General features: G+C 47.5%; 25 protein-coding genes and 1 pseudogene. 11 read left to right on the forward strand and 15 right to left on the reverse strand.

Features of this window, described 5'->3' with window-relative positions; genetic code table 11:
- Window positions 1-22: 22 nt before the first annotated feature.
- The 4 genes and pseudogenes from W04_RS19190 (at window position 23) to W04_RS16215 (ending at window position 2,398) form a co-directional block, all read left to right on the forward strand.
- Window positions 23-390: pseudogene (locus W04_RS19190) on the forward strand (DUF6678 family protein).
- Between the two features lie 111 nt (window positions 391-501).
- Window positions 502-981 carry a DUF6438 domain-containing protein gene (locus tag W04_RS16205; protein WP_053911602.1) on the forward strand — a complete coding sequence of 160 codons (480 nt, stop codon included), beginning with the start codon at window positions 502-504 and terminating at the stop codon, window positions 979-981.
- 135 nt (window positions 982-1,116) lie between these two features.
- A complete protein-coding gene (locus W04_RS16210) occupies window positions 1,117-1,575 on the forward strand; it encodes a hypothetical protein (RefSeq protein WP_053911603.1) in 459 nt (152 codons plus the stop codon).
- Window positions 1,576-1,687: 112 nt separating this feature from the next.
- Window positions 1,688-2,398: a polysaccharide deacetylase family protein gene (locus W04_RS16215; protein ID WP_082342266.1), complete on the forward strand. Its 711-nt coding sequence runs from the start codon at window positions 1,688-1,690 to the stop codon at window positions 2,396-2,398.
- A 365-nt stretch (window positions 2,399-2,763) separates the two neighbouring features.
- On the opposite strand, the gene W04_RS16220 is transcribed toward W04_RS16215, so the two are convergent.
- The 15 genes from W04_RS16220 to W04_RS16295 all read right to left on the reverse strand — a co-directional run bounded on the left by W04_RS16220 (window position 2,764) and on the right by W04_RS16295 (window position 19,059).
- Window positions 2,764-3,240 carry a hypothetical protein gene (locus W04_RS16220; protein ID WP_053911605.1) on the reverse strand — a complete coding sequence of 159 codons (477 nt, stop codon included), beginning with the start codon at window positions 3,238-3,240 and terminating at the stop codon, window positions 2,764-2,766.
- 414 nt (window positions 3,241-3,654) lie between these two features.
- Window positions 3,655-4,149: a hypothetical protein gene (locus W04_RS16225; protein ID WP_053911606.1), complete on the reverse strand. Its 495-nt coding sequence runs from the start codon at window positions 4,147-4,149 to the stop codon at window positions 3,655-3,657.
- 237 nt (window positions 4,150-4,386) lie between these two features.
- The gene (locus W04_RS16230; protein WP_053911607.1) at window positions 4,387-4,719 is read right to left on the reverse strand and encodes a zinc ribbon domain-containing protein; all 333 of its coding nucleotides are present in this window, start codon (window positions 4,717-4,719) and stop codon (window positions 4,387-4,389) included.
- Between the two features lie 277 nt (window positions 4,720-4,996).
- A complete protein-coding gene (locus W04_RS16235; protein ID WP_053911608.1) occupies window positions 4,997-5,782 on the reverse strand; it encodes a nuclease-related domain-containing protein in 786 nt (261 codons plus the stop codon).
- 516 nt (window positions 5,783-6,298) lie between these two features.
- On the reverse strand, window positions 6,299-7,222 hold the full coding sequence (locus W04_RS16245) for a GyrI-like domain-containing protein (RefSeq protein ID WP_045978815.1): 924 nt from the start codon (window positions 7,220-7,222) through the stop codon (window positions 6,299-6,301).
- 128 nt (window positions 7,223-7,350) lie between these two features.
- Window positions 7,351-7,686: a zinc ribbon domain-containing protein YjdM gene (locus tag W04_RS16250; RefSeq protein ID WP_045978814.1), complete on the reverse strand. Its 336-nt coding sequence runs from the start codon at window positions 7,684-7,686 to the stop codon at window positions 7,351-7,353.
- Between the two features lie 120 nt (window positions 7,687-7,806).
- Window positions 7,807-10,596 carry a pitrilysin family protein gene (locus W04_RS16255; RefSeq protein ID WP_053911610.1) on the reverse strand — a complete coding sequence of 930 codons (2,790 nt, stop codon included), beginning with the start codon at window positions 10,594-10,596 and terminating at the stop codon, window positions 7,807-7,809.
- Between the two features lie 214 nt (window positions 10,597-10,810).
- Entirely contained in the window at window positions 10,811-11,470 is a 660-nt protein-coding gene (locus tag W04_RS16260; RefSeq protein ID WP_045978812.1) for a CoA transferase subunit B, read from the reverse strand.
- A gap of 12 nt (window positions 11,471-11,482) precedes the next feature.
- Window positions 11,483-12,184: a CoA transferase subunit A gene (locus tag W04_RS16265; RefSeq protein WP_053911611.1), complete on the reverse strand. Its 702-nt coding sequence runs from the start codon at window positions 12,182-12,184 to the stop codon at window positions 11,483-11,485.
- 23 nt (window positions 12,185-12,207) lie between these two features.
- Window positions 12,208-13,113, reverse strand: a complete 906-nt coding sequence (locus tag W04_RS16270) for a hydroxymethylglutaryl-CoA lyase (protein WP_053911612.1) — start codon at window positions 13,111-13,113, stop codon at window positions 12,208-12,210.
- On the reverse strand, window positions 13,113-15,065 hold the full coding sequence (locus W04_RS16275; protein ID WP_053911613.1) for an acetyl/propionyl/methylcrotonyl-CoA carboxylase subunit alpha: 1,953 nt from the start codon (window positions 15,063-15,065) through the stop codon (window positions 13,113-13,115). The genes W04_RS16270 and W04_RS16275 overlap by 1 nt, the downstream gene beginning before the upstream one ends.
- A 3-nt stretch (window positions 15,066-15,068) precedes the next feature.
- The gene (locus tag W04_RS16280) at window positions 15,069-15,845 is read right to left on the reverse strand and encodes an enoyl-CoA hydratase-related protein (RefSeq protein ID WP_053911614.1); all 777 of its coding nucleotides are present in this window, start codon (window positions 15,843-15,845) and stop codon (window positions 15,069-15,071) included.
- Between the two features lie 9 nt (window positions 15,846-15,854).
- The gene (locus tag W04_RS16285) at window positions 15,855-17,462 is read right to left on the reverse strand and encodes a carboxyl transferase domain-containing protein (RefSeq protein ID WP_045978807.1); all 1,608 of its coding nucleotides are present in this window, start codon (window positions 17,460-17,462) and stop codon (window positions 15,855-15,857) included.
- 8 nt (window positions 17,463-17,470) lie between these two features.
- Complete coding sequence (locus W04_RS16290) at window positions 17,471-18,646, reverse strand: isovaleryl-CoA dehydrogenase (RefSeq protein ID WP_053911615.1); 1,176 nt, start codon at window positions 18,644-18,646, stop codon at window positions 17,471-17,473.
- Between the two features lie 5 nt (window positions 18,647-18,651).
- Window positions 18,652-19,059: a MerR family DNA-binding transcriptional regulator gene (locus W04_RS16295; protein ID WP_022944555.1), complete on the reverse strand. Its 408-nt coding sequence runs from the start codon at window positions 19,057-19,059 to the stop codon at window positions 18,652-18,654.
- A 293-nt stretch (window positions 19,060-19,352) separates the two neighbouring features.
- Between W04_RS16295 and W04_RS16300 the strand changes: the two genes are divergently transcribed.
- From W04_RS16300 to W04_RS16330, 7 genes are read left to right on the forward strand one after another with little or no spacing between them, the layout of a single operon-like run.
- Window positions 19,353-20,546, forward strand: coding sequence for an acetyl-CoA C-acyltransferase (locus tag W04_RS16300; protein WP_053911616.1), 1,194 nt, complete (start codon window positions 19,353-19,355; stop codon window positions 20,544-20,546).
- A gap of 59 nt (window positions 20,547-20,605) precedes the next feature.
- Entirely contained in the window at window positions 20,606-22,096 is a 1,491-nt protein-coding gene (locus W04_RS16305; protein ID WP_053911617.1) for a CoA-acylating methylmalonate-semialdehyde dehydrogenase, read from the forward strand.
- Window positions 22,097-22,149: 53 nt separating this feature from the next.
- Window positions 22,150-23,307: an acyl-CoA dehydrogenase family protein gene (locus W04_RS16310; protein ID WP_053911618.1), complete on the forward strand. Its 1,158-nt coding sequence runs from the start codon at window positions 22,150-22,152 to the stop codon at window positions 23,305-23,307.
- 9 nt (window positions 23,308-23,316) lie between these two features.
- On the forward strand, window positions 23,317-24,096 hold the full coding sequence (locus W04_RS16315; protein WP_022944551.1) for an enoyl-CoA hydratase: 780 nt from the start codon (window positions 23,317-23,319) through the stop codon (window positions 24,094-24,096).
- Complete coding sequence (locus W04_RS16320; protein WP_022944550.1) at window positions 24,096-25,229, forward strand: enoyl-CoA hydratase/isomerase family protein; 1,134 nt, start codon at window positions 24,096-24,098, stop codon at window positions 25,227-25,229. Before W04_RS16315 ends, W04_RS16320 begins: the two co-directional genes overlap by 1 nt.
- Before the next feature lie 8 nt (window positions 25,230-25,237).
- Window positions 25,238-26,125: a 3-hydroxyisobutyrate dehydrogenase gene (gene mmsB / locus W04_RS16325; protein ID WP_045978803.1), complete on the forward strand. Its 888-nt coding sequence runs from the start codon at window positions 25,238-25,240 to the stop codon at window positions 26,123-26,125.
- A 2-nt stretch (window positions 26,126-26,127) separates the two neighbouring features.
- On the forward strand, window positions 26,128-26,901 hold the full coding sequence (locus tag W04_RS16330) for an SDR family oxidoreductase (protein WP_053911619.1): 774 nt from the start codon (window positions 26,128-26,130) through the stop codon (window positions 26,899-26,901).
- Window positions 26,902-26,948: the final 47 nt, after the last annotated feature.

Consider the following 26,948-nt stretch of genomic DNA (forward strand, 5'->3'; position numbering starts at 1 on the left):
TATACCAATGAATCTGCTGCCAATGGCTGATGCCGTTTCTGATGAAAAGTATAAAAAACAAGCAAAGAGTATTATTGCTGAGAGACAGTTGGTTGGGGCAGCCAACAATACCAAATGGAATGAGCTTATTTCTGAGGTTCGTGAATTTTCAGAAAGCCATGTTATCGAACAAAGGTGGTTAACGGTTACATTTCTGATTGGGATAGCGAATGGTACTATCACTTGCCATTTCCACTGCTGAGTGTTGAGTGGATTGATATTGATTTGTCTGAAAAGGTTCTAAACCTTATTCAACACATCGGCTTTGAATTTGAAGCGACAGATTCATTTGTAAGAGTTTGGGGTTACTTTCCAAAGTGTTACAAAGAATTTGGTGGAAAGTATACCTAACAATCACATGAATGAATGGACGTCTAAAGCTTGGCTGATGCTCGTTCCTCGCTAATTTTAGCCAAGCATTTTCCGCCTCTTAGGCGGGCGTTATGTGCCAAGGATGAATCTATGAAATACGCTGTTTTTTTACTGTCCTTTATATCAATTGGATTGATGGCCAACCATAGTCCCGCAGATGCTTTTAGCATGGAAACTACTACTTGTTTTGGCACATGCCCTGCTTATAGAGTTGACGTTTTCTCTGATGGAGTAATTGTCTATAGAGGGGATGCCCATACTAAACTATTGGGTACATATCGGCTTCCCAGCAACCCCGATCTATTCCAAAGAATTCTGCGCCTTCTTGATGAGAATAGCTTTCAAAAATTCCGCGATGATTATGGGTGGGTCGGAGAGGGAGAAGAAAGTCCTTGTAGCGAAGAATGGACAGATCACCCTAGCACAGTTTTATCTTTACAGTTTGCGAGCAATATAAAAACAGTGCATCACTACCATGGCTGTAAAGGTTTCGATCGGGAAGAAGAGCTAGAAGCTTTAGAGAAAACTCTTTTTGAACTCATAGACCTCCGTGACTATGTTGGCACATAACAAACAACTGTGCCGTTCTCTGGCGCTCACTGGGACAATAACACGCAGGCCCAGACGCTTCGCTCCCAGTTTAGCCTGGCGTGTTATTGCCCCTAAGTTGGGCGTTACATTGCAGTAAAATATAAAATATAAAATATGAAATTTAAATGCCCAAGTTGCGATAAGACTATTTTCAATCGAAGATTATCGCATTGTGAATTTTGTAGTTTTGAGTTACCACAAGAGCTATTGCTGAGTGATGCCGAAAAAATTAAGCTGGATAAAGAGTATAAGAAAGCTCAATTAAATACATCTAGGCGAAGGTTAAGTAAAGATGTTGGCTATTCGGGGGTGACTGAAGCGAACGAAGTTAGCTTTCTGCTCGGAGTGCCGAGTCTTCGCACTAGAGCACCCAGACAATGTATTAAATGTAGTTTACCTGTTTCAGAGGACTTTGAAGATTGCCCATATTGTTTTGGCAAGAACGAAAGTGAAGTAAACAAAGCAAGGGTAGCTTACCAACAAGAAATGAAATTGGTTCAGGGGCTCGGTAAATACTTTATTATGGCTTTTTTACTAGTCGCTTTGATTATGATTGGTGTATTTTCCGTATAACAAGTTAGTTAAACTGTGGGCGTAAAACAACAGGCGTGCGCTCCTTGGTCGCTTATTTTGCCTGCTATTTTTTGCTTTTTATCAAGCATTATGAAAATAAGGATGGAACCCATTGAAAAGAGTATACCTGACGATATTGACTCTCTCTGTAGTAATGGTCTTGGGAGCTTGGAATATAAGTAAATCAAGAACTTTTCAGGTTTTTGGAGAGGTAGTCGCAAAGGCCGAAACGAATGAAAAGGTTATCTCCTTAACATTTGATGATGGTCCTTGGGGGGCGAAATATACCACTCAAGTGTTGAATATCCTCGAAGAGCATGATGTGAAGGGTACGTTCTTCCTCAATGGGTCGGGAATTCAACAAAACAAGCAATCGGCTATAGATCTGGTTAACGCAGGTCATCAGATAGGCAATCATTCGTACAACCATAAAAATATGACGTTAATGGGGCTTGACGAGGTGAGGGAGGAAATCGACTCCACTACAGCCTTAATTCGCCAGATTGGATTCGAGGGTGAAATATATTTTAGGCCTCCGTATGGTAAAAAGCTTTTTGTTTTGCCCTATTATTTGAATTCGGAAGGAATAAAAACAATCACATGGAACGTTGAGCCTGAAACCTATCCTAAAGTTGCAGGAAGTTCTGCGTCTATCGCAGAGTATGTTGTTAACTCTTCTACTCCAGGTTCAATTATTCTTTTACACGTTTTGGGGTCTAAAAACAAAGAGTCGCGAGACGCTATAGGGCCAATAATTAAGGGGCTGAGAGCAAAGGGCTACAAATTTGTTACGGTCTCACAGTTGCTAGGGAAAAATGCATAGCAAACGCAAGCAGCCGACTCGCTGCGCTCCCGGCTGTTGCGGACCTTAGCCAAAGGACTTACCCAACTATTTAAGGAAGGATGAAATCAGAAGCGATATAAATAGTGAGGAGAAAAATCAAGGGAAGGCATCAAAATCTTTCCCATGATTTTCGCTCTACCAGCAATAAGTTTATGTTATTCCTCAACTAACGACCAATCATTGGGGAGCCTTTTGGGTGCAAATGGCTTTTCCCTTGGTAGGCGCATTAAGGTTTGGAATTGGTCTCTTTTCTCTTCGCTTCAAATCATGGTCTAGGCGATTAACAAAGTTCACTAACAGGCAATCATTCTCTTCTCATTGTTTAACCGTGAGTATGACTCTTATTATTTAACGTTAGGCTTAAAAACTTTAATCTCAAAAATTAAGTTATCATCCTCTTCGGGCAAATAAGATATTTTAACTCTATTACCCTCTTTTATTACTTTTGAATCATGCGCTCTGTTGGCGAAAAACATGCCGCTAGTGCCAAAATCATTATAACCAAAACTAACCTTTCCAACTTTAAAGCTCTCACTTCGACTGCTAGAGCTACTAATATCTAACTCTTTTATTATACCTTCAACATAAACCAACTTTCCAGATTCAATTCTTTTATAATAAGCATGAATGTTAGCAGTCAAATAAAACAAAGCTAACGAAAACAGTAATCTAAAATCCATTAAATTAGAAAGCTTTAGCTTATCCTCGTATAACCTTCTAAGAAAGAAAAAAGATAAGATTAAAGATAAGGTAATCGCGATCTTGATATAGAAGTCCCAGCCTATAGTTGGAATTTTAGATTGATAATAAATCTCAAACATTATTGCTCTCTATCTAATCTTGGGTACATGCATATGAACCATGCCTGCTCCGTTTCCCATACCTAAATCAAGCCAGAAAAACGTGAGCGCCTGCACACTAAGAACTATGCGGCTTGTTTTTACTCGATTACTAAATTTGGATAAGGACATTACAAAAAGCATTTTAGCTATGTGAGATAGGGATGACCTTTCCCATGATTTTCGCTCTACCAGCATTAAGCCTATGTTATTCCTCAATTAGCGACCAATCATCGGGGAGCCTTTTGGATGCAATTGGCTTTTCCCTAGTAGGCGCATTAAGGTTTGGAATTGGTTTCTTTGCACTTCGCTTCAAATCATGGTCTAGGCGATTAACAAAGTCCACTAACAGGCTGTCATTCTCTTATCATCGCTTAACCGTGAGTATGACTCTTATTATTTACCTTTAGGCTTAAAAACTTTAATCTCAAAAATTAAGTTATCATCCTCTTCGGGCAAATAAGATATTTTAACTCTATTCCCCTCTTTTATTACTTTTGAGTCATGTGCTCTGTTGGCGAAAAACAGGCCACTAGTGACAACATCATTATAATCAAAACTAACCTTTCCAACTTTAAAGCTCTCCTTTCGACTGTTAAAATTTTCAGTTTTCAGATCTGTTATTATACCTTCAACAGAAACCAACTCCCCAGACTCAATTCTTTCTATCGTTTCAAACAATTCATAATAGCTATAAATTTCAGTGAGAAAATACAAAAAAACCAACGAAAATAGCAATCTAAAATCCATTAAATTAGACAGTTTTAGCTTATCCTCATATAACCTCTTGAGAAAGAAAAAAGAGAAGACTAAAGATAAGGTAATCGCGATCGTGATATAGAAGTCCCAGCCTATAGTTGGAATTTTAGATTGATAATAAATCTCAAACATTATTGCTCTCTATCTAATCTTGGTTGTACATGCATATGAACCATGCCTGCTCCGTTTCCCATACCTAAATCAAGCCAGAAAAACGTGAGCGCCTGCACACTAAGAACTATGCGGCTTGTTTTTACTCGATTACTAAATTTGGATAAGGACATTACAAAAAGCATTTTAGCTATGTGAGATAGGGATGACGTACATATATGTTATTCATATAGCTGTTTACTCACCTAGCCTTTAAGGTTAGGTGGTAAAAAAGTCCACAAGCGGAGCACTTAACGAACTATCGCGTTTATATAACTCAGTGAAACCACAATCTAGGCAGCTAATGGTTACATATTTACCGGTTTCATAATCTAGAATACTTTCTAAGCGATCAGCCGCAGCATAGAGTTGACTAGCTTCATAACCTTTGCACTTACACTTGGGGCATTGGTAATCACCACCTTGTTTTTCAGCGATAATTTTTTTAATTAAATTAAACCTTTCCGGGAAGCTGTCCTTATCGATAGAAGAGTAGGCGTCAAATAGTTCATCTAAGGAATATGAACTGTAATTTGGTTCATTGTCAAACATCAATCTTTCTCCAACAATGGATAGAACACGTATTAGCGAGAATTGTCAGGGCACGCCACTTTGTTAAACACAAGCCTAAACAAATACAAACCTCTGAGTAAGGCGCAAAAGAACTATCACAATTTATTAGGTAAATTAAGAACTACCTCAGGCAGTGTGAGTGGAGTGGGCAACATTCTCACCGACATTGGAAAACTGGGTAACTTCGTGGCCATTTATAGTATTTGATTTCTCTAAAGTTGCAACGAGTGGCTTGGGCGTTTTTAGGCAAAGTGTGTTATGCGTCGCTTTCGCTGAGTGTTTCCACTGAGCGGCACTTCGGAAACGTTGAACACCCCCAAAACTGAGCGCCTTTATTGACGCCGCGTTTGGTTTTACGAATAACCATCGCGGAGCCGCAGCGCGAACACGTTTTTGCGTTGGCTTTGTTCGCTAGCAAGTCTTTTACATGACGACGATGGTTAAAATTAGTAACCACGCCTTTTTTAAGCTTTAACTCGTTAATGGATGCAATAATGTCATGGTACTCGGCCATTGAAAACACTGGCTGAGTAAATTGCTTAATATAAGCCACACATCCTCGTGCATAAGTAACGTTGTCTGGCATCGCGGTTTTAAACTTACTATCACCGACAAAAACAACTACAGAATGCAACGTATTTGGTGCAATCGCCAATAGCGACTCGAGAGTTTTAGTGTGTTTATAATTCTGATGAAGCGGGTTCTGAAAACGCGTTGAATGACGGTAAATTTTTTGCGTCCATTGCTTTTGTGTTTTAGAGCCAAATATCCAGCCTTTCATATTTTTGGTTTCCACAACGAATAACCCATATACTGAAATAACAAGGTGGTCTATTTGCGTCGTTCCGCTCTCAGTTGGCAGAGTTACGTCTTTCACTAATGTGTAATCCGATGAGGGTAACTGTGATAACAGTCTATTTATAACAAACTCGCCAGCGCGGCCTTTGAACCAAGGGCTTTTGAATACACAGAGAATAATAATTAGCGGTACGAAGTACCAAGCTTTCGCTAACCCCCCGGCTAGCAGTGCTAGTATGTCCACATAACATCCTTATTTAAATCTTACCGCAGTTCAATGCGGCAAATTGGTAAAGTACTCCTGAGTACAGCAGCCTCTGGCTCGACGGCACGCGTATGTAATTATAAATTAGCGAGCCTTGTTTCTGGCGACGTGGCCGCTCAAAATATAGAGGCTGTATATATAGGTTAAGGGCCAGATTAGCATTATGAGAATTGCCACGAATATACGTTTATTTTTAAAACAATGAACCAAAGAACAGGCCCAAAGATAAAATAAAGAAAGCAGTGATAAGGCAAGAAGTAGCACTTCCCATACGTACATCTCCTCACTATCTAGGCTTGAGTCAGCAACACGAGGATCACCTAAGTTACCCAGTAATATGTAATAACCCCACATTGAAAGGCTAAGAATTAACAGCAAACAGAGAGATCTAAACTTCAAATAATATTTCATCATTTTTATCCGCGAAGCTGCCAGCAGAGACATTGCTTAGCTTGTTGAGCTTTGCAACTTCCTGCCGGCAGCTACTTTATTCTCCTACAGGTCTTTCAATTTAACGTAGATTTCCATTTCTACGTAGCCATCAACTCTTGCATCATTCAGATAACGCTCCAACATTGGAAAGTTGTCGGGTTCAAATCCGCTATTAGGCAGCCAGTCAGAATAAATACCTAGCTGGGCCTGAATCGTCTCCTCTGGGCTGCCCTTAAAATAGACGACGGCATACTTACCTTTTGGAATTTCAGATGGCGAAAATGGCGGCTTTATGCTCACGTTTTCGCCAACCACTATCGAGGCGCTGTAGCGGCACTTATCCTCGGGAGTGACTGTTGGGTTATCAAACGCGAAGGCAAAGCGCTGTTGTTCGTCCGCTTTTATGCCATTATTCGTTGCCCATTCAATTATTTTATCCCATGCGTTATATATAGACTCAGGCTCATAGCCTCGTTGTGAGACTAAAGTACATACGCGCTGGGTATCAAGGTCTTTGATCTCAACATTCATATTTATATCCTTTGATTTAGTTTTAATCATCACTTCATTTGTGATGTGTGCAGGATATAAATCGCGAGGATGGAAATCTTTTCCATATTTGCTAAAGATTTTTCCAATCTTGCTATTTTTAACTTTCTCTGGGTTTCGTATTTGTGATGGCGTGAAGCCAAAGTGAAGCTTAACGGCTTTTGCGAAGTTGGCACTTGATGAAAAACCACAGGCTAAGGCTATTTGGGTGACTGTTAGCTGGTCTTTAAAGATTAATAAATTCGCAGCTCGCTCCAGTCTTCGCCGAGCGATGTAATCGTTGACGGTTTCACCGATAACCCCGGTAAAAATACGATGAAAGTGATAAGGCGAGAAATGGCTAACCTTTGCCACATCAGCAAGGGAAATTTTTTCCGTTAAATGAGTTTCAATGTATTGGATTACTCTCTCAATGCGCTTTTTATATTCTCTGTCCATAGAAACCTGATTTAAAATATGGCTACTGTGATATTTCCTGCCACAGTATTAAAGGCGAAGCTGGGCAGTGAGCTTACCACCTGCTAGTGGCTTAGCACAGCAGGCAACAAGGCGGGTATAAAGCGCGGTTAGGCTTTTTTCACAAACTTAGCGGTGACCATCATTTCACCTACGCCATCGACCTTACAGTCGAGCTCATGGTCTTTACTGTCTTGAATGCGGCGGATCACGGCTTTGGTGCCGATTTTCATGACCATTGAGCTGCCTTTTACTTTCAAGTCTTTGGCAAGGGTCACCTTGTCGCCTTCATTTAATTCCGTGCCGTTGGCGTCTTTGGCTGTGATCGCTTCTTCTTCTTCGATTTGATTGGGGTCCCATTCATAGGCGCATTCAGGGCAAATCAATTGGTTTTGGTCTTGATACACGTATTGTGAATCACATTTTGGGCAAGGAGGAAGAGACATACTATTTAACTACTGAGATTGACAATAGCGCCAATGATAAAGGCTGGGACGGGATTTTGCGAGTGCCTTCACACACAAAAAAGCCCCAAACAAGTTGGGGCTTAGTATATTACCTTAGCTTTAGTCTAAGTAAGTGACTTCACCTAGGTTCAAGCTTTCGATTTGCTCTTTGATTTTAGCAACATCGCCAACAATCACCCATGTAAGCTGCTTGGGCTTAATAAGTGACTGTGCCTGCTTAGCGATAGCCTGCGCATCTGGCTGTTGCACTAGCTGCGGGTATTTTTCTAAATAGCTTACGTCGCGGCCATTGTCGTAGGCATCAGCCAGGGCATTAAGCAGAGAACGTTTCTTCTCATAGCGACCTGGCAGTTTCGCGATTTTATTGGCAACCACTTTGTCCAGCTCTTCTTGAGTAGCTGGTTGCTCGCCAATATAGCCGTTAAGCTCTTTCAGAATTTCCTGCATTGACTCTTTGGTCTTATCGGTTTGCACTGGGGCAAACACAAAGAACGTACTTTGTGCGTCGGTATCCATTAAAATAGTCCGAGCACCGTAAGACCACCCCTTGTCTTCACGTAAATTCATATTCATACGTGAGGTGAAACTGCCGCCGATGATGGTGTTCATCATATCCAAGGTCACTTCTTGCTGGGCGTCAGTGTCGTTGGCATCTGGTCCCAGCAATCCAGAAATAATCAATGACTGCGGCGAGTCTGGCTTATCAAGTACAAAGACCCGCGCTTGCTCGGCGTTGTCCACCGTCGGAATATCTAAACTAGGCGCCGCTTGCTGTGGTGCCTGCCAGCTTGCTAAGGCTTGTTCAAGGCTCTGCTTCAATTGCGCTTGGTCAATATCGCCAACAACCACTAAGCGCGCAAGATCAGGGCGCATCCATTTCTCGGTGTAGGCGAGCAGATCATCACGGCTAATTGCCGCTACTGATTCTTCGTTACCAGTACCGGTGAGCGGTTTACCGTAAGGGTGGCTGGCACCGTAGAGCAGGGGCGGTAATACACGTAGGGCATTACTCATAGGCCGTGCCTTTTCTTGCTTGATTTGCTGCAAGATGAGTGTGCGCACGCGCTCAATGTCGCTGTCATTAAAGCTGGGGTTTTGCAGTACCTCAGAAAACAGCGCTAAGCTTTGTTGCCAGTTAATAGCCATGGCCGACATCGACAGCGAGGTCTTATCAAGGCTTGCACTGGTGTCGATAGATGCGCCAAGTTTTTCGAGCTCTTCAGCAAGGGCCAAGGCCGATAATTCGCCGGCGCCTTCATCAAGCATATTGGCGGTGAAATTGGCCACGCCTGGCTTGCTATTATCGTCACTGGCGGTACCGGCAGATATATCTAAGCGCATATTAATCACCGGTGTGTCGCTGCGCTGAGATAACACCACTTCAAGGCCATTACTTAGGGTAAAGGTATTCACCTCGGGCAAGTCAAGACTCGGGACGTCGCCTGCACCCGGTACTCCAGTGGAGCGATCAACGCCTTGTTCGTTGGCGCTAAGCTCGGCAAATGGGTGCACGGTCAACACAAAGTCGCCACTGCTTAGCCAGCGCTTGGCTGCGCCTTGTACATCGCTGGTTGTGGCGTTGCTGGTAATTTCAAACGCGCGTTTATAGTAGCCTGGGTCGTTGTGATACACGGCACCGGAGGCAAGTACATCAGATTTACCGCCAAAGCCGCCCACGCCTTCTACTTGTTTTACCCACTCAGCGGCGTTAGAGAACTTAATACGGTTAAGTTCATCAGTGGTGGGGCCCTTAGCAATGATGTTAGCAATTTCTTCATCGATGATGGCTTCGATTTTTTCAATATGTGACTTATCAAGGGCATCAACACCAATGATCAGCTGACCCGCTAAGGTGCGCAGGTAGTTAAAGCTAAATACGTTAGATGCTAATTGCTCATCGTACACCAAGCGTTGATACAAGCGCGAATTCTTACCACCGGCTAACACGTCACTTAGCAGGTTTAAATACTCGCCATCGGTGGTGCCTTTTTCTGCGGTGTTCCACACCTTCACTATACGCGAAGCAGGTACGCGGTCTTTGATCACCATGCGCGATTGCTCATCACGCTTGGCTATCCACTTTTCCAGTTTGGCTACCGGTTTACCCGGTTTAATATCGCCAAAGTATTTGTTGGCCTTTTCCTTCGCAGTCTCAACATCAATATCACCGGCTAGCACTAACACTGCGTTATTGGGGCCGTAATAGTCTTTAAACCACTGATGCACATCGTCTAACGATGCCGCATTTAAGTCTTCCATCGAGCCGATGACTGACCATGAATAAGGGTGGCCTTGTGGGAAAGTGTATTTCCACACGTTATTCCACATGGTGCCATAAGGCTGAGCTTCACCTTGGCGTTTTTCATTTTGTACTACGCCGCGTTGCTCATCGAGCTTGTCTTGAGTGATAGCGCCAAGCAAATGGCCCATACGGTCAGACTCCATCCACAATGCCATATCGAGGGCAGGGGTCGGGACGTTTTGGAAATAATTTGTTCTATCTGAGTTAGTGGTACCATTTTGCTCGGTGGCACCCGCGCGCTCGAATGGTCCGAAATACTCGTCGTCGTAGTTTTCGGTGCCATTAAACATTAAGTGCTCAAACAAGTGCGCAAAGCCGGTTTTACCCACCTGTTCGTTTTTAGCGCCCACGTCATACCACACGTTCACCGCCACAATTGGCGCTTTACGGTCGGTGTGCACCACCACGGTTAGGCCATTGTCCAAGGTGAACGTTTGATAATCGATATTAACGAATGGCAGCGCTGGCGCTGCAGTTTGTTCCGCCTGTTGGTTTGCGGAGGTATTTGTTTGCGACGCAGTGCTTGCGCAGCCGCTGAGGGATAACATCACGGCAACACTAATCGCGCTTAAAGACATCTTATTCATGGTAGTCCTTGTTATTCTATTTATGAGTCCAGTAGTAACTTAGCATGATTTTGTAACCAGCGGCATCATCGATGCGAGCACTGGAGAGTTACAAATGTAAGAAAATATGTTTAGTTATTTAAAGCATAAAAAAAACCCCTCAAATGAGGGGTTTTGGGTAACACAGTGCCAACTAGCACTGGGAATGAGGATGGTACATTAACGGGGTATCCCGTTAGTCAAAGCGCATCTCGGGAACATCGCCTTCAACGATGAGTTTCCCTGCGGTTTTGCTGATTATTTCATCAACACTAACACCGGGTGCGCGCTCTAGCAAATGGAACGCGCCGTCTTTGACTTCTAGCACTGCGAGGTCAGTCACTATCTTTTTAACGCAATTTACGCCGGTTAGCGGCAGTGTACATTGCTCTAGCAACTTCGAATCACCGTGCTTACTTGCATGGGTCATGGTGACGATAATGTTTTTCGCCCCCGCCACGAGATCCATGGCGCCGCCCATGCCTTTGATTAGTTTCTTGGGGATCATCCACGAGGCGATGTTGCCTTGCTGATCCACTTCAAATGCACCGAGTACCGTCAAGTCTACATGACCACCACGGATCATGGCAAAGCTATCGGCGCTATTAAATATGGCTGCACCTGTGGCTGCTGTAACGGTTTCTTTACCCGCATTGATCATATCAGCATCGAGCTCATCTTCGCTGGGGTAGGGACCCATACCCAATAACCCGTTTTCTGATTGCAACATTACCTCAATGCCGTGCGGTACATAGTTGGCCACCAGCGTGGGAATACCAATACCTAGGTTAACGTAATATCCGTCTTCGAGCTCTTGCGCCACACGTTGGGCGATTTGTTCGCGGTTTAATGACATGCTCAGTACTCCTTAGGCAGTGCGTGTGGTAACACGTTCAATACGTTTTTCAAAATCGCCTTTGATAACGCGATTAACGTAAATCCCTGGGGTATGGATTTGGCTGGGCTCCAACTCGCCCGGCTCGACAATCTCTTCCACCTCAGCAACGGTAATTTTACCCGCCGTTGCGGCCATGGGGTTGAAGTTCATGGCCGTATGGCGAAAAACCAAGTTGCCATAGCGGTCGGCTTTCCACGCCTTAACAATGGCAAACTCACCGGTGACTGATTCTTCGAGAATATAGGGGCGACCATTAAACTCTTTCACTTCTTTGCCTTCGGCGACTGGTGTGCCGTAGCCAGTGGCGGTGTAAAAGGCTGGAATACCGGCACCGCCGGCGCGCATCTTCTCAGCTAAGGTGCCTTGTGGGGTGAGCTCGACTTCTAATTCGCCGTCCAGCATTTGCTTTTCAAACAAGGCGTTTTCACCGACGTAAGACGCCATGATTTTTTTAATTTGTTTATCTTCGAGCAGCACACCAAGGCCGAAGTCATCCACGCCACAGTTATTAGAAACCACGGTGAGGTCTTTCACCCCTAGGCGTTTAATTTCACTAATGAGGCCTTCTGGGATCCCGCACAGGCCAAAGCCGCCTGCGATCACGGTGTCACCGTCTTTAATTCCCGCCATTGCATCGGCGTAACTGGTGACTACTTTGTCAAAACCGGACATGTCTACGCACTCCTTCGTTGTTGTTATTGGTCACAGTGGGCAAGAACGGCGTTTGCGACCTTGCTTTGTGGTTGTTTATCAAGGGCGCGGCATATTGCTGCGCCTGTCTGTGCCAATCTTTGTAAATCAATACCTGGGTTGATGCCAAGCTTTTGTAATAGATAAACCACATCTTCGGTGGCAACATTTCCTGACGCGCCTTTGGCGTAGGGGCAACCACCGAGTCCCGCCACGGCACTGTCAATGGTGGCAATCCCCATTTTGAGCGCCGTGTAGATGTTACTGATGGCTTGGCCGTAGGTATCATGAAAGTGTACCGCCAGCTTGTCAGCGCTAATATCTTGCAATAGCACGCTCAGCAGGCTTTCTACTTGATTGGCAGTGCCCACACCAATGGTGTCGCCAAGGCTGACTTCGTAACAGCCTAAATCGAGCAGCTGCTGGCTGACCTCGAGCACCTTTAGAGCGCTAACCTCACCTTGATACGGGCACCCCAGCACACAGCTTACATAGCCGCGCACCTTGATGCCGTTAGCCTGAGCTAAAGCCACCACTGGGCGAAAGCGCTCAATGCTCTCATCAATGCTGCAATTAATGTTTTTGTTGGTGAAGGCTTCACTGGCCGCAGTAAAAATAGCAAATTCGCCCACCCCGGCTTGCAGTGCAAGCTCAGCTCCTTTTAGGTTGGGGGTCAGGGCGCTGAATAATACTTCATTGGGGCGCTCAATAGCGGCAAATACCGCGCTGGAGTCGGCCATTTGTGGCACCCACTTCGGTGAAACAAAGGCGCCACCCTCAATATGTTTAAGCCCAGCGTCACATAAACCATTTATCAGCGCGACCTTGGCAGCCAAGGGCACACTGGTTTCGTTTTGCAGGCCATCGCGGGCCCCAACTTCGACGATGCGCACTTGATTAGGCATGGCCATTAGCTTTGCTCCTCGACCACAGCAAGTAACGCGCCATGACTAACGAGCTCACCCTCGCCATAGCAATAACTGCTTAACACGCCATCATGAGGGGCATTAAGCGTATATTCCATTTTCATGGCTTCCATGACCACGATGGCATCGCCTTGAGAGACCTCAGCGCCAAGCGCTTGCAGGTGTTTGACCACTGTGCCATTCATTGGCGCGGCAAGGGCGTCGTTGGCACTTTGCTCAGCGCCGATGTAGTGCTTCGATGCCAGCTCAAACTGGAATTGTTGGGCGTCACGCATTACACACAAATGCTCGCTATCAACGGTGGCATCGGCGCTAAAGCGCTGGCCATCGACCACCACCACATAGTGGTTGCCATGGCGTTCGCCATTAATGTTATAGCGCTGACCATCAATATCCACCGACATCCCGGTGGTGGCCACATGCATAACCACATCGTGACCAATAAGCGGCACGGCAACTTCATTGACTGAGTTGAGCTTAAAGCCCGCTAAACGTTGCCACGGTGAGGCGCTCGATTGCTGGGTATTTAATTGGCAGAAATACACCCAAGCGGCCATCGCCAATGTATGGGCATCGGCTTGGGGCTCAACGGTCAATGCGTCGCTGTGACTGTCGATAAAGTGGGTATCCATGGTGCCTTGTTGCAACGGCTCGGCTTGAGTCAGCGCCAATAAAAAGCCAATATTCGCTTTTACCCCGGCAATATGAGTTTGTTTTAGGGCATCAGCCAAAAGCGCTAAGGCCTGCTCACGGTCATCGCCGGTAACAATAAGTTTGGCTACCATGGGGTCGTAAAACGGACTTATTTCATCGCCACTGGTCACCCCGGTATCAATACGTATCTGTGCGCTGGCCGGTGGAAATTGCACATGGGTGAGGGTGCCGCTACTGGGCATAAATTGCTGCGCCGGGTCTTCGGCGTAAATGCGTGCTTCAAAGCTGTGCCCGCTAATGCGTACCTGCTCTTGCGTTAATGGCAAAGGCTGCCCTGAAGCAATGGCAATTTGCCATTTCACTAAATCAACCCCGGTGACCATCTCCGTGACCGGGTGCTCAACCTGTAGTCGGGTGTTCATCTCCATAAAGAAGAACTCTTCACCACAGAGTAAAAACTCCACCGTACCGGCGCCGACATAATCAATGGCCTGCGCACAGCGCACAGCGGCTTCGCCCATAGCGGTGCGTAAGGCATCACTGAGTCCGGGGGCGGGGGCCTCTTCAATCACTTTTTGGTGACGGCGCTGCAAAGAGCAGTCGCGATCGCCAAGGTAGATGCAATTTCCCGACTTATCGGCAAACACTTGCACTTCAACGTGACGCGGGGTGTCCACATAGCGTTCAATGAGCACCAGATCATTGCCAAAACTGCTGGCTGCCTCGCGTTTTGCGCCCTCAAGGTGCTCGACGAAGTCGGCTTTGTCGCGCACTACGCGCATGCCTTTACCGCCGCCGCCATAGGCTGCCTTAATAAGTACGGGGTAACCGATTTTATCCGCCTCTTGGCGTAAAAACTCGGTGTCTTGTTGGTCGCCATAATAACCGGGAACCAGTGGCACATTAGCCGCTGCCATAATTTCTTTGGCGCGGGTTTTAGAGCCCATGGCTTCGATGCTTTTGGCACTGGGGCCAATAAACGTCAGGCCTTCGCGCTCGCAGCGCTCGGCAAAGGCTTCGTTTTCAGATAGGAAGCCGTAACCGGGATGAATGCAGTCGGCCGCCGCCTGCTTGGCAACGCGAAACAAGGTCTCAATATCTAAATAGGATGATTTGCTTGGCGCCGGACCAATATGAAAGGCACTATCGGCTAATTTAACGTGTTGTGCATTGGCATCGGCGTCGGAATAAACGGCGATGGTGTGCAGCCCCATGGCCTTAGCACTGCGGATAATGCGGCAGGCGATTTCACCGCGATTGGCGATTAAAATTCGTTTTAACATAGCTTATCCTTGTTGTTGCCAGGCTGGAGCTTGCTTTTCAAAAAACGCCGTAAGCCCAGTTTGGCCCTCGTCGCTGACGCGGATCGCGGCGATACGCTCGGCGGTCAGTTGGCGTAAAGAATCATCGATGGGCTGATGAGCCACCTCGGCAATTAGGCGCTTCGCTGCTTTGACTGCTTGCGGGCCATTATCGGCTAATTTACTGAGCAGTTGCTCGGCGCTGGCGTCCAGATCGTCACTGAGCTCGTGGATCAGCCCGAGCGTTTGTGCTTGCTCGGCGTTAAATACCTCTGCGGTGAGGAAATAACGTCGCGCATTGCGCTCGCCCATGGCGTTGATCACGTAAGGACTGATCACGGCAGGAATAAGCCCCAGTTTGACTTCTGACAGGCAGAACTTGGCGCTGCTATCGGCGAGGGCAATGTCGCAACAGGCAATGAGCCCCAGCGCGCCGCCAAAAGCGGCCCCTTGCACTAAACACACCGTGGGCAGGGGACACTCATACAGCACCTGCATCAAGCGTGCGAGCTCCATGGAGTCAGCTACGTTATCCTCGAAGCTATTATCCTTCATGGATTTCATCCAGTTTAAATCGGCCCCAGCGGAGAAGTGCTTGCCTTCACTTTTAAGTACCAAAGCGCGTACATCTAAGGTGCTGGCATGCTCGATACAGCGGATCATTTCGTTGATAAGCACATCGTCAAAGGCGTTGTGTTTTTCAACACGGGCCAAGGTTAAGATGGCGATGCGACTTTTAGTTATTGTTAATGTGACAGACATAGCGCCTCCTTACATCCTAAATATGCCAAACTCGGATTCTTTCGCTGGCGCGTTGGTGGTGGCCTCAAGTGCCAAACCGAGTACCGAGCGGGTGTCGGCGGGGTCTATGATGCCGTCGTCCCAAAGCCTTGCACTGGCGTAGTAGGGGTGCCCTTGGCGCTCATACTGCTCAATGATGGGCTTTTTAAATTCATTTAGCTGTTCATCGCTCATGGACTCGCCTTTGCGCGCTAGGCCATCTTGCTTCACTTGTGCTAATACCCCTGCGGCCTGTTCACCGCCCATCACCGAAATACGGGCGTTGGGCCACATCCACATCATGGTCGGCTCATAGGCGCGGCCACACATGCCGTAGTTACCAGCGCCATACGAGCCACCAATAAGAATGGTAAACTTAGGCACCTCGGCACAACTGACGGCGGTTACCATTTTCGCGCCGTGCTTGGCGATGCCTTCGGCCTCGTATTTCTGCCCGACCATAAAGCCGGTAATATTCTGTAAAAACACCAATGGGATATTACGTTTGGCACACAGTTGAATAAAATGCGCGCCTTTTTGCGCCGACTCGCTAAACAACACGCCGTTGTTAGCAACAATGCCCACTGGGTGGCCGTAAATCTCAGCAAAGCCGGTCACTAGGGTCTCGCCAAAGTAGCGCTTAAATTCATCAAAAGAAGAGTCGTCGACGACGCGCGCAATCACCTCGCGCACATCAAAGCTCTTTTTCAAGTCGGTGCCGACAATGCCGTAGAGCTCATGGATATCGTAGCGTGGTGCTTTAATCTCTTTTAATACCGGCGCGACTGGGCGTACATGATTGGTGCGGGCAATACATTGGCGCGCAATCGACAGGGCGTGCTCGTCATTGTCAGCATAATGGTCAGCCACACCGGAGGTTTTACAATGCACATCGGCACCGCCTAAGTCTTCGGCGCTCACTTCTTCCCCGGTAGCCGCTTTAACCAAGGGAGGGCCGGCAAGGAAAATAGTGCCTTGCTCTTTGACTATAATACTTTCATCAGCCATGGCGGGAACATAGGCACCACCAGCGGTACACAGCCCCATGACCACGGCGATTTGCGGGATCCCTTTTGCCGACATGCGCGCCTGATTGTAGAAGATACGGCCAAAGTGTAGTTTATCGGGAAACACTTCGTCTTGCTCTGGCAGGTTAGCGCCGCCGGAGTCGACCAGATAAATACAAGGTAGGTGGCAACGCTCGGCAATTTCTTGAGCGCGCAGGTGCTTTTTCACCGTCAGCGGGAAGTAAGTGCCGCCTTTAACGGTGGCATCGTTACCGACAATCATGCACTCCACGCCTTGCACTCGACCAATCCCAGCAACCACACCGGCGCAGGGAATGTCTTGCTCATACACGCCGTGGGCGGCGAACTGGCCGATTTCCAAAAACGGCGAGCCCTCATCGAGCAAATGTTCAATACGGTCACGAACAAATAACTTGCCTCGACTTTGGTGGCGCTCCACGTATTTTGGACCGCCGCCGCCACGAATAGTAGCAGCGCGCTCATGAAGGTCTTGAACCAATGAGCGCATCGACTCGTCGTTAGTGAGAAACTGCGGGTCTTTAGGATTAATAGCAGAAGATAAAATCGTCATAACGCACCTTAGCGGCTTTCAGTGAATAGCTCGCGGCCAATCAGCATACGGCGAATTTCTGAGGTGCCAGCACCAATTTCATACAGCTTGGCATCACGCAGCAGACGCCCAGTGGGGTATTCGTTTATGTAGCCATTGCCGCCCAGAATCTGAATTGCATCTAAGGCCATTTTTGTTGCTAGCTCAGCCGCGTATAAGATAACGCCGGCCGCATCTTTACGGGTGGTTTCGCCTCTGTCGCACGCTTGGGCAACGGTGTAAACATAGGAGCGTGCGGCATTCATTTGCGTATACATATCGGCAATTTTGCCCTGGATAAGTTGGAAGTTACCAATCGGGCTGTCGAACTGTTTACGCTCATGAATATAAGGAACGACCACATCCATACACGCTTGCATAATACCCAGTGGTCCGCCAGCGAGTACTACGCGCTCATAATCGAGGCCACTCATAAGTACTTTGACGCCCTCATTAAGGTTGCCGAGAATGTTCACTTCGGGCACGGCGCAATCTTCAAACACTAGTTCACAAGTGTTTGAGCCACGCATCCCCAATTTATCAAGCTTTTGCGCTTGGCTGAACCCAGGAGTGTCACGCTCGACGATAAACGCGGTGATCCCTTTCGGGCCGGCGTTGGCATCGGTTTTGGCATAAATTACAAAGGTGTGAGCGTCAGGACCATTGGTGATCCACATCTTGTTGCCGTTTAGGATGTAGTGGTCGCCTTTTTTCTCCGCTTTTAAGCGCATAGACACCACATCTGAACCGGCACCAGGTTCACTCATCGCCAATGCACCAATGTGCTCGCCACTGACCAGTTTAGGCAGATATTTTTCTTTTTGTTGCTCGTTACCGTTACGGAAGATTTGGTTAACGCAAAGGTTAGAGTGTGCGCCATAGCTTAAGCCAATTGAGGCGCTGGCACGGCTTACTTCTTCCATCGCAATAACATGTTCGAGATAACCTAAGCCGGCACCACCATATTGCTCATCTACCGTCATGCCTAGTAGCCCCATCTCACCAAATTTGGGCCACAGCTCATTGGGGAACATGTTTTTCTCGTCGGTTTGTTCAGCGAGCGGCGCAATCTCGGCGCTGGCGAATGAGTTTACGTGGGAGCGGATCATATCGGCTGTTTCCCCGAGGCCGAAGTTGAGTTCTTTATAAAGCGAAATTGTACTCATGGTGATTAATCCTGTTGTAAATGTGAGAGGGTTTCACGGCAGCGTTTCTCAGCCGTAACGAGTTCCATTAGCACGACTTTAATGTCGTCCATTTGCTGATTGAGGTGTGCTTTTTTATCTTCGATAAGATCGAGCATAGTGACAAGCTGCTTGGCACTGGATTTGTCCGCGTCATAAAGTTCGAACAATCGACCCGTTTCTGCTAAGGTGAAACCTAAGCGTTTACCGCGAAGGATCAGCTTCAAGCGCACTTTATCGCGTTTAGAATAGATTCTGGTTTGGCCATTTCGTCTCGGAGTAATAAGCCCTTGGTCTTCGTAAAAACGAATACTGCGGGTGGTTATATCAAACTCCTTGGCAAGCTCACTGATAGAGAACGTTTGCTCGCTGGCCGTTGGGCTTTGCTCTGTCATTGTCTTTTAGTCTTATCTACTACAAATTTTTAACACCAATATAAGTGAAGTTTACGTAAAGGTAAAGCTGCATTTGGTGCTCACTTTTATTCTTCTATTTTCTTTTCCATAAGCCCTGAAGCTAACTGTTTATAAGGCTTAGCTTAAACTCGCATTGTTTTTATAGGCGTAACTAGGCGGTGGCTGCTAAAGTTTACAGCGATTGAAATTTCATCATTTCACTTATCTAATTGACGTTGGCGTAAACGTAAATTTTATGTATGCTCAAGTGAAATTGATATGGAGAACACAGTATGAGTACACCATTGCAGGATAACGATATTGTTATTGTTAGTGCCCAGCGTACCGCCATGGGTGGTTTTATGGGTGCACTAAGTGGTGCCAGCGCCACTGAGTTGGGTGCTAGCGCAATCAAAGGCGCCTTAGCGAGCGTTAATCTAGATGCCGGCGAAATCGACGAAGTCATTATGGGTTGTGTTTTGCCCGCTGCTTTGGGACAAGCGCCTGCGCGTCAAGCGATGTTGAAAGCAGGTATGGAAAAGCACACTGGTGCAACAACCATTAATAAGGTGTGTGGCTCAGGTCTAAAAGCGGTAATGCTGGCTCATGACCTAATCAAGGCAGGCAGTGTTAATAGTGTTATCGCTGGTGGCATGGAAAGCATGTCAAATGCTCCTTATATGTTACCGAAGGCGCGCTCAGGCATGCGCATGGGCCACGGCGAAGTAAAAGACCATATGATGATGGATGGCTTAGAGGACGCTTACGATAATCTCGCGATGGGGTGTTTTGCACAAAGCACTGCCGATCAATACGACATGACTCGTGAGCAAATGGACGAATTTGCGCTTAACTCACTGGCTAAAGCCAATAAAGCGATTGAAAGCGGGGCCTTTAAAACGGAAATCACCGCGCACACTATCAGCAGTCGTAAAGGAGACGTGACAGTGGAGGTGGATGAGCAACCGGGGAACGCCCGTCCAGATAAAATTCCGTCACTGCGCCCAGCGTTTAAAAAAGACGGCACCATCACCGCAGCAAACTCTTCGTCAATCTCCGATGGCGCTGCGGCACTTGTGGTAATGAGCTATGGCGAAGCGCAAAAGCAAGGCATGACGCCCATTGCCCGGATCAGCGGGCACAGCACCCACTCTCGTTTACCGGCTGAATTTACCATCGCCCCTGTTGGCGCTATGGAGAAGCTATTGAAAAAGCTTGATTGGCAAGTAGACGACGTTGATTTATGGGAAATCAATGAAGCCTTTGCCATGGTCACGATGCTGGCTATTAATGAAATGAAACTTGATGCTGACAAAGTCAATGTTCACGGCGGCGCGTGTGCACTTGGCCATCCAATTGGAGCCAGTGGTGCACGAATTTTGACCACGCTAATTCATGCGTTGCGTAATCAAGGCAAACAGCGCGGTGTCGCGTCACTGTGTATCGGCGGCGGTGAAGCCGTTGCTTTAGCTATCGAAACACTTTAATTTTTTCGCGCCCATAATTACTACAACACTGGGCGCTGCTATTTTGGGGAGTATGCATCATGCATCAGGTACCACTTTATATCTGCGGCGAAATGCGCCAATCCACATCATCACAATGGCTGGATGTTCTTAACCCAGCAAACCAAGAAGTCTTGGCGCAAGTGCCACTGGCTACCGAAGACGAAGTCAATGAGGCGATTGCCTCAGCTAAAGAAGCGTTTAAAACGTGGAAAGATGTGCCGGTCACTGAGCGAGCACGCATTATGATGCGTTATGCGCAGTTACTAAAAGAGCATCATGATGAAATAGCTACAATTATCTGCCATGAGTTAGGTAAAACTTTTGAAGATGCCAAAGGCGACGTTTGGCGTGGTATTGAGGTTGTTGAGCAAGCGGCGAACGCCCCATCAAATATGATGGGGGAGACGGTTTCTAACGTTGCCCGCAATATTGATACCTATTCATTAATCCAACCTTTAGGGGTGTGTGCGGGGATCACCCCGTTTAACTTCCCGGCGATGATCCCACTGTGGATGTTCCCACTGGCTATCGTTTGTGGCAATACCTTTGTCCTTAAGCCCTCTGAGCAAGATCCGCTCACGCCGATGCGTCTAGTGGAGTTATTTGAAGAGGCCGGTGCACCTAAAGGGGTATTGCAGGTGGTGCATGGCGCAAAAGATCAGGTTAATCAGATCCTAGAGCATGATGATGTACGCGCTATCTCTTTTGTCGGCTCCTGTGCAGTAGGTCAATACATTTACGATAAAGGCACCGCTAACCTCAAACGGGTGCAGTGCTGTGTGGGTGCGAAGAACCACCTCGTGGTGATGCCAGATGCGCATAAAGAGAATGTTATTAATAACCTAGTGGGCTCTTCTGTTGGCGCCGCAGGACAACGCTGTATGGGTATTTCCGTGGCGGTGTTTGTGGGTCAGTCAAAGCAATGGGTTGATGATTTGAAGAGCGCATTGAGCAAAGTACACCCAGGCACTTGGGATAACCAAGATGCTGCGTATGGCCCGCAAACCACCGCTGCGGCCAAAGAGCGTATTCTGTCTTTGATTGCCAAAGGTAAAGAAGAAGGTGCCGAGTGTTTGCTTGATGGTTCAGATTGCACTGTAGAAGGCTATGAGAAGGGCAACTGGGTGGGGCCAACTTTATTTGCCAATGTGACTCCAGACATGGCTATCTACCGCGAGGAAATTTTTGGCCCGGTACTGTGCTGTGTGTTTGTGGATACCTTGGAAGAGGCCATCGCCTTAATCAACGACAACCCTTATGGCAATGGTACGTCGCTATTTACCGCCAGCGGCGCAGCGGCACGTAAATTCCAGCACCATATTGAAGTGGGTCAGGTGGGTATCAATGTGCCAATTCCAGTGCCGTTACCGTTTTTCTCCTTTACTGGCTGGAAGGGCTCGTTTTATGGCGACCAGCATACCTATGGCAAACAAGGTGTGCGTTTTTACACTGAGACCAAAACCATCACCGCACGTTGGTTTGAAGACGACGCAGTCAGCGGTCCCAATATGAGCATCAACCTAAAATAACTGGTTCGGCCGGTTAAATCCGGCCGCTATGTAAGTAGTAAAGAGAGTGCATTATGGATTTTAACCTTACAGAAGACCAACAAGCCTTTGCCGATATGGCTGAGCGCTTTGCTGCCCAAGAGTTGGCCCCGTTTGCAGCTAAATGGGACCAAGAACATATTTTTCCAATAGAGACCCTACAAAAAGCCGGTGAGCTGGGCTTTTGTGGCCTCTATACTCCGGAAGAAGTCGGTGGTCTAGGGCTGTCACGTCTTGACTCAAGCATCATTTTCGAGCAGCTAGCTAAGGGCTGTACCGCCACAACCGCCATGCTTACTATCCACAATATGGCGACGTGGATGGTCGCAAGCTTTGGTACTGATAGCGCCAAGGAGCGTTATTGCCCTGAGCTTGTCACCGGTGAAAAACTGGCTTCGTATTGTCTAACCGAGCCAGGCAGTGGCTCCGATGCGGCGTCGCTGAAGACCAAAGCGATTCGTGACGGGGATGATTATCTGATCAGCGGCTCAAAAATGTTTATTTCCGGCGCTGGCAGTACTCAGGTGTTAGTAGTGATGGCTCGCACTGGCGAAGCAGGGCCCAAGGGTATTAGCGCTTTTGTTGTGCCTGCCGATGCCGAAGGGATCAGCTATGGTAAAGCCGAAGAAAAAATGGGCTGGAACGCGCAACCAACCCGTTTGGTCACGTTCGAAAATGTACGCATTCCTCAAGACCATTTGTTAGGTCAAGAGGGCGAGGGCTTTAAGTTTGCTATGCAAGGGCTTGATGGTGGCCGCATTAATATTGCGACCTGCTCATTAGGTACGGCGCAGCAGGCATTGAACACCGCCAAAGAGTACCTAAAAGAGCGTGAACAATTTGGTAAGCCATTAGCGGCGTTTCAGGCACTGCAATTTAAACTCGCAGATATGAACACCGAACTGGTGGCGGCCCGACAAATGATCCGCTTAGCGGCGTTTAAGCTCGACAGCAATGACAGTGAAAAAACCACTTACTGCGCCATGGCTAAACGCTTTGCCACCGATGTGGGCGTAAAGGTCTGCGATGACGCACTGCAAATTCATGGCGGTTATGGCTATATCAAAGAATACCCATTGGAGCGCCACCTTCGTGATGTGCGCGTACATCAAATTTTAGAAGGCACTAACGAAATCATGCGAGTGATCATTGCGCGCCGTATTTTGGCTGATCACGTCAGCGAAATTCTATAAGGAGTCATTATGTCGTCAGCACAAATAAAGTTGGAAAAACGTGGCCACACCGCCATTTTAACAATGAGCAACCCACCGGCTAATACGTGGACGAAAGAGACACTGACAGCACTTAAAGAGCAGGTTGAAGCCCTAAACGCCGACAAGGACATTTTTGCCTTGGTGCTTACCGGGGAAGGAGAGAAGTTTTTCTCTGCTGGGGCCGATTTAAATGTGTTTGCCAGTGGCGATAAAGGCGTTGCTGCACAAATGTCACAAGTATTTGGCGCCGCCTTTGAAACTTTAAGCGATTTTCGTGGTGTGTCTATTGCTGCCATCAATGGTTTTGCTATGGGCGGAGGCTTGGAAGTGGCCTTAGCCTGTGATATTCGCATCGCCGAAGAGCAAGCGCAGATGGCCTTACCTGAGGCAAAAGTGGGTCTACTTCCGTGTGCTGGTGGCACTCAAAATTTGGCGCTCTTAGTTGGTGAAGGTTGGGCTAAGCGCATGATTTTGTGTGGTGAGCGTATTAAAGCGGACAAAGCGCATAGCATAGGCTTAATTGAAGAGGTCGTTGGCAGCGGTGAAAGCTTAGATAAAGCTCTTGCCCTCGCTGAGCAGGTAGGTGAGCAAAGCCCAGTCGCGGTCAGCTATTGTAAAACTCTTATTCAACAGGGTCGTCATGGCGATATTCGCAGCGCTTTGCCACTTGAACGCGAGCTATTCGTGAAGCTATTCGACACCCAGGACCAAACCGAGGGCGTTAACGCGTTCCTTGAAAAGCGTAAAGCGAAGTGGGTGAATGGCTAATGGACGAACTTATCCCGTTAAATAATCAAGACGCCGAAGTTGTTTTTGAACTGGCTCAGTGCAGCAACGGCTCTAAAATTGGATTGGCAACGCTCAATGTCCCTAAGGCTCTCAACGCGCTGAACTTAAATATGATTCGCTTGCTTGATAAGCAATTGAAGCATTGGGCCGATGACGATGAATTAGCCTTTGTAGTTCTTAAAGGGATGGGTGATAAAGCGTTTTGTGCTGGTGGTGATGTCGTCAGCTTGCACAGCGCTATGGCTACAGGGGAGCCTGCAGACTATGGGCAAACCTTTTTCAGTGAGGAATACCGTCTTGATTATGCCATCCACTGTTACAACAAACCGATTGTTGTGTGGGGTGATGGCATTATCATGGGCGGCGGTATGGGCCTAATGGCTGGCGCCAGTCATCGGGTGGTCACTGAGCGCTCGAAGCTTGCGATGCCGGAGATCACCATTGGCTTGTACCCTGACGTAGGCGCGAGCTACTTTTTGCAAAAAGCACCGGACAACATTGGCTTGTTCTTAGGCCTGACCGGGGCACTGATGAATGCCGATGATGCACGCTTCGCTGCCCTTGCCGATCACAGTATCGATAGCAACAAGTTTACCGCCTTACTAGCAACCTTGTGCGAGCAGAGTTGGGGTAAAGTGGCTGCACTTAATCATGATAAGCTCACTCAACTTTTGAAGAAGTTTGATGGTGAGTCAAAAACCATGGAAAAAGGTGGCCTGCGCACTCATTTGAACACCATAAATCGTATGAGCGAATACAGCGATTTAGCAGGTAAGGTAAACTACCTTACGGGTATAGAAAGTGATGATAAATGGTTAGCTAAAGCCGTAAAAACGCTGAAGCATGGATGTCCGCTAAGTGCTCACTTGGTATTTGAACAACTTAAGCGTGCTCAAGGGCTGTCACTCAAAGCCTGCTTCAAAATGGAGCTCGGTATGTCGGTGACGTGCTGTGAAGTGGGTGAGTTTCAAGAAGGGGTGCGCGCATTGCTGATAGACAAAGACATGAGTCCGCAGTGGCAATACCCCAGTTTGCAAGAGGTACCTGAGTCGGTAATTGAGCGCTTTTTTAATCGCCAGTGGCGTGAACACCCACTTGAAACCCTAGTCTAGGAGGCAGCATGGCAAAAATAGGATTTATTGGTTTAGGTAATATGGGTGCGCCTATGGCGCGTAACCTAATTAAGGCCGGCCACTCGGTTAGTGTCTTTGATTTAAACAAGCAGGTGGTCAACGAGCTTGCCGATGAAGGCGCGCATGCAGGTACAACCGCTGATGAGGTCACCCACGGCGCACAGTTTGTGATCTCCATGTTGCCAGCTGCAAAGCATGTTAAGTCGTTATACTTGGCAGACGATGGTTTAATCCATCATTTAGCCAGTGACACCGTAGTGATTGACTGTTCAACCATTGATGCGGCGAGTGCCACTGAAGTCGGACAAGCCTTAGCCGATAAGGGCATTGCCTTTGTCGATGCGCCCGTCTCGGGCGGGGTCGCTGGAGCCAGTGCTGGTACCTTGACCTTTATTGTTGGTGGCGCTAAGACTCACTTTAATGCCGTGCAACCGGTCCTGGAAGATATGGGGAAAAATATCTTCCATGCTGGCGATATTGGCGCCGGTCAGGTGGCAAAAATCTGCAATAACATGCTGCTGAGTATTTTAATGGCCGGGACCAGTGAAGCTCTGCAAATGGGCATTAATCACGGCTTAGACCCCAAAGTGCTGTCGGACATCATGGTCAATAGCTCGGGGCGGAACTGGACGTTAGAATTGTACAATCCTTGCCCTGGGGTACTGGAAAACGCGCCATCAAGCAATAACTATCAGCCCGGTTTTATGGTCGATTTAATGGCCAAAGATTTGGGCTTAGCACTGGAAGCCGCTCAGAATTCTGGCTCGGCTACCCCTTTAGGGGCGCTTAGCAAAAACTTGTACACCCTGCTACAAAACCAAGGGGCAGGGGCGCAAGACTTCAGTGCTATATTCAATTTATTCGAGAAGAAGTAACTATGGAATTAAACAACAAAGTAGTCGTCGTCACCGGGGGTGCCCAAGGTTTGGGATTATCGATGGCCGCTATGGCGGCGAAAGCCGGTGCACATTTGGCGCTGATTGATATGGACAGCGCTTTATTAGACGAGGCGATAGCGCAGCTAAAAACTCATAGCACGCTCGCCGATGCCAAAATCCAAGGCTATATCTGCAATGTCAGCGTTGAACCAGAAGTTGAGCAGACATTCGCTGCTATAGCGAAAGACTTTGGTGCTATCCACGGCTTGATAAACAATGCCGGCATCTTGCGTGATGGTTTATTTATTAAGGCGAAAGAGGGCAAGGTGGTCGATAAAATGTCACTAAGCCAATTTCAATCGGTCATTGATGTTAACCTGACCGGGGTGTTCTTGTGCGGGCGCGAAGCCGCCGTGCACATGGTGGAGCACGCCGAGGGCGGGGTGATTATTAATATGTCCAGTGTGGCTCGTTCCGGAAACATGGGGCAAACTAACTATTCAGCCGCTAAAGCGGGTGTAGTGGCCATGACCACAAGCTGGGCTAAAGAGCTTGGTCGTTATGGTATTCGCGTGGGTGCCATTGCACCTGGCGTGATCCGCACCAAAATGACCGATGCAATGAAGCCTGAAGCGAAAGAGCGTCTTGTTAAAATGAAGCCGGTGGGGCGTTTAGGTGAAGCAGAAGAAATCGCGCATACGGCGAAGTACATCTTCGAAAATGATTTCTTTACCGGTCGCGTGGTCGAGATAGACGGCGGTATTCGCCTGTAGTATTGGCAAGCTAAAAATAACAAAGGGCGCTGTTAGCGCCCTTTTTA

Origin of the sequence: Pseudoalteromonas sp. SW0106-04, from assembly GCF_001293805.1 — a bacterium.
Lineage (GTDB): Bacteria > Pseudomonadota > Gammaproteobacteria > Enterobacterales > Alteromonadaceae > Pseudoalteromonas > Pseudoalteromonas ruthenica.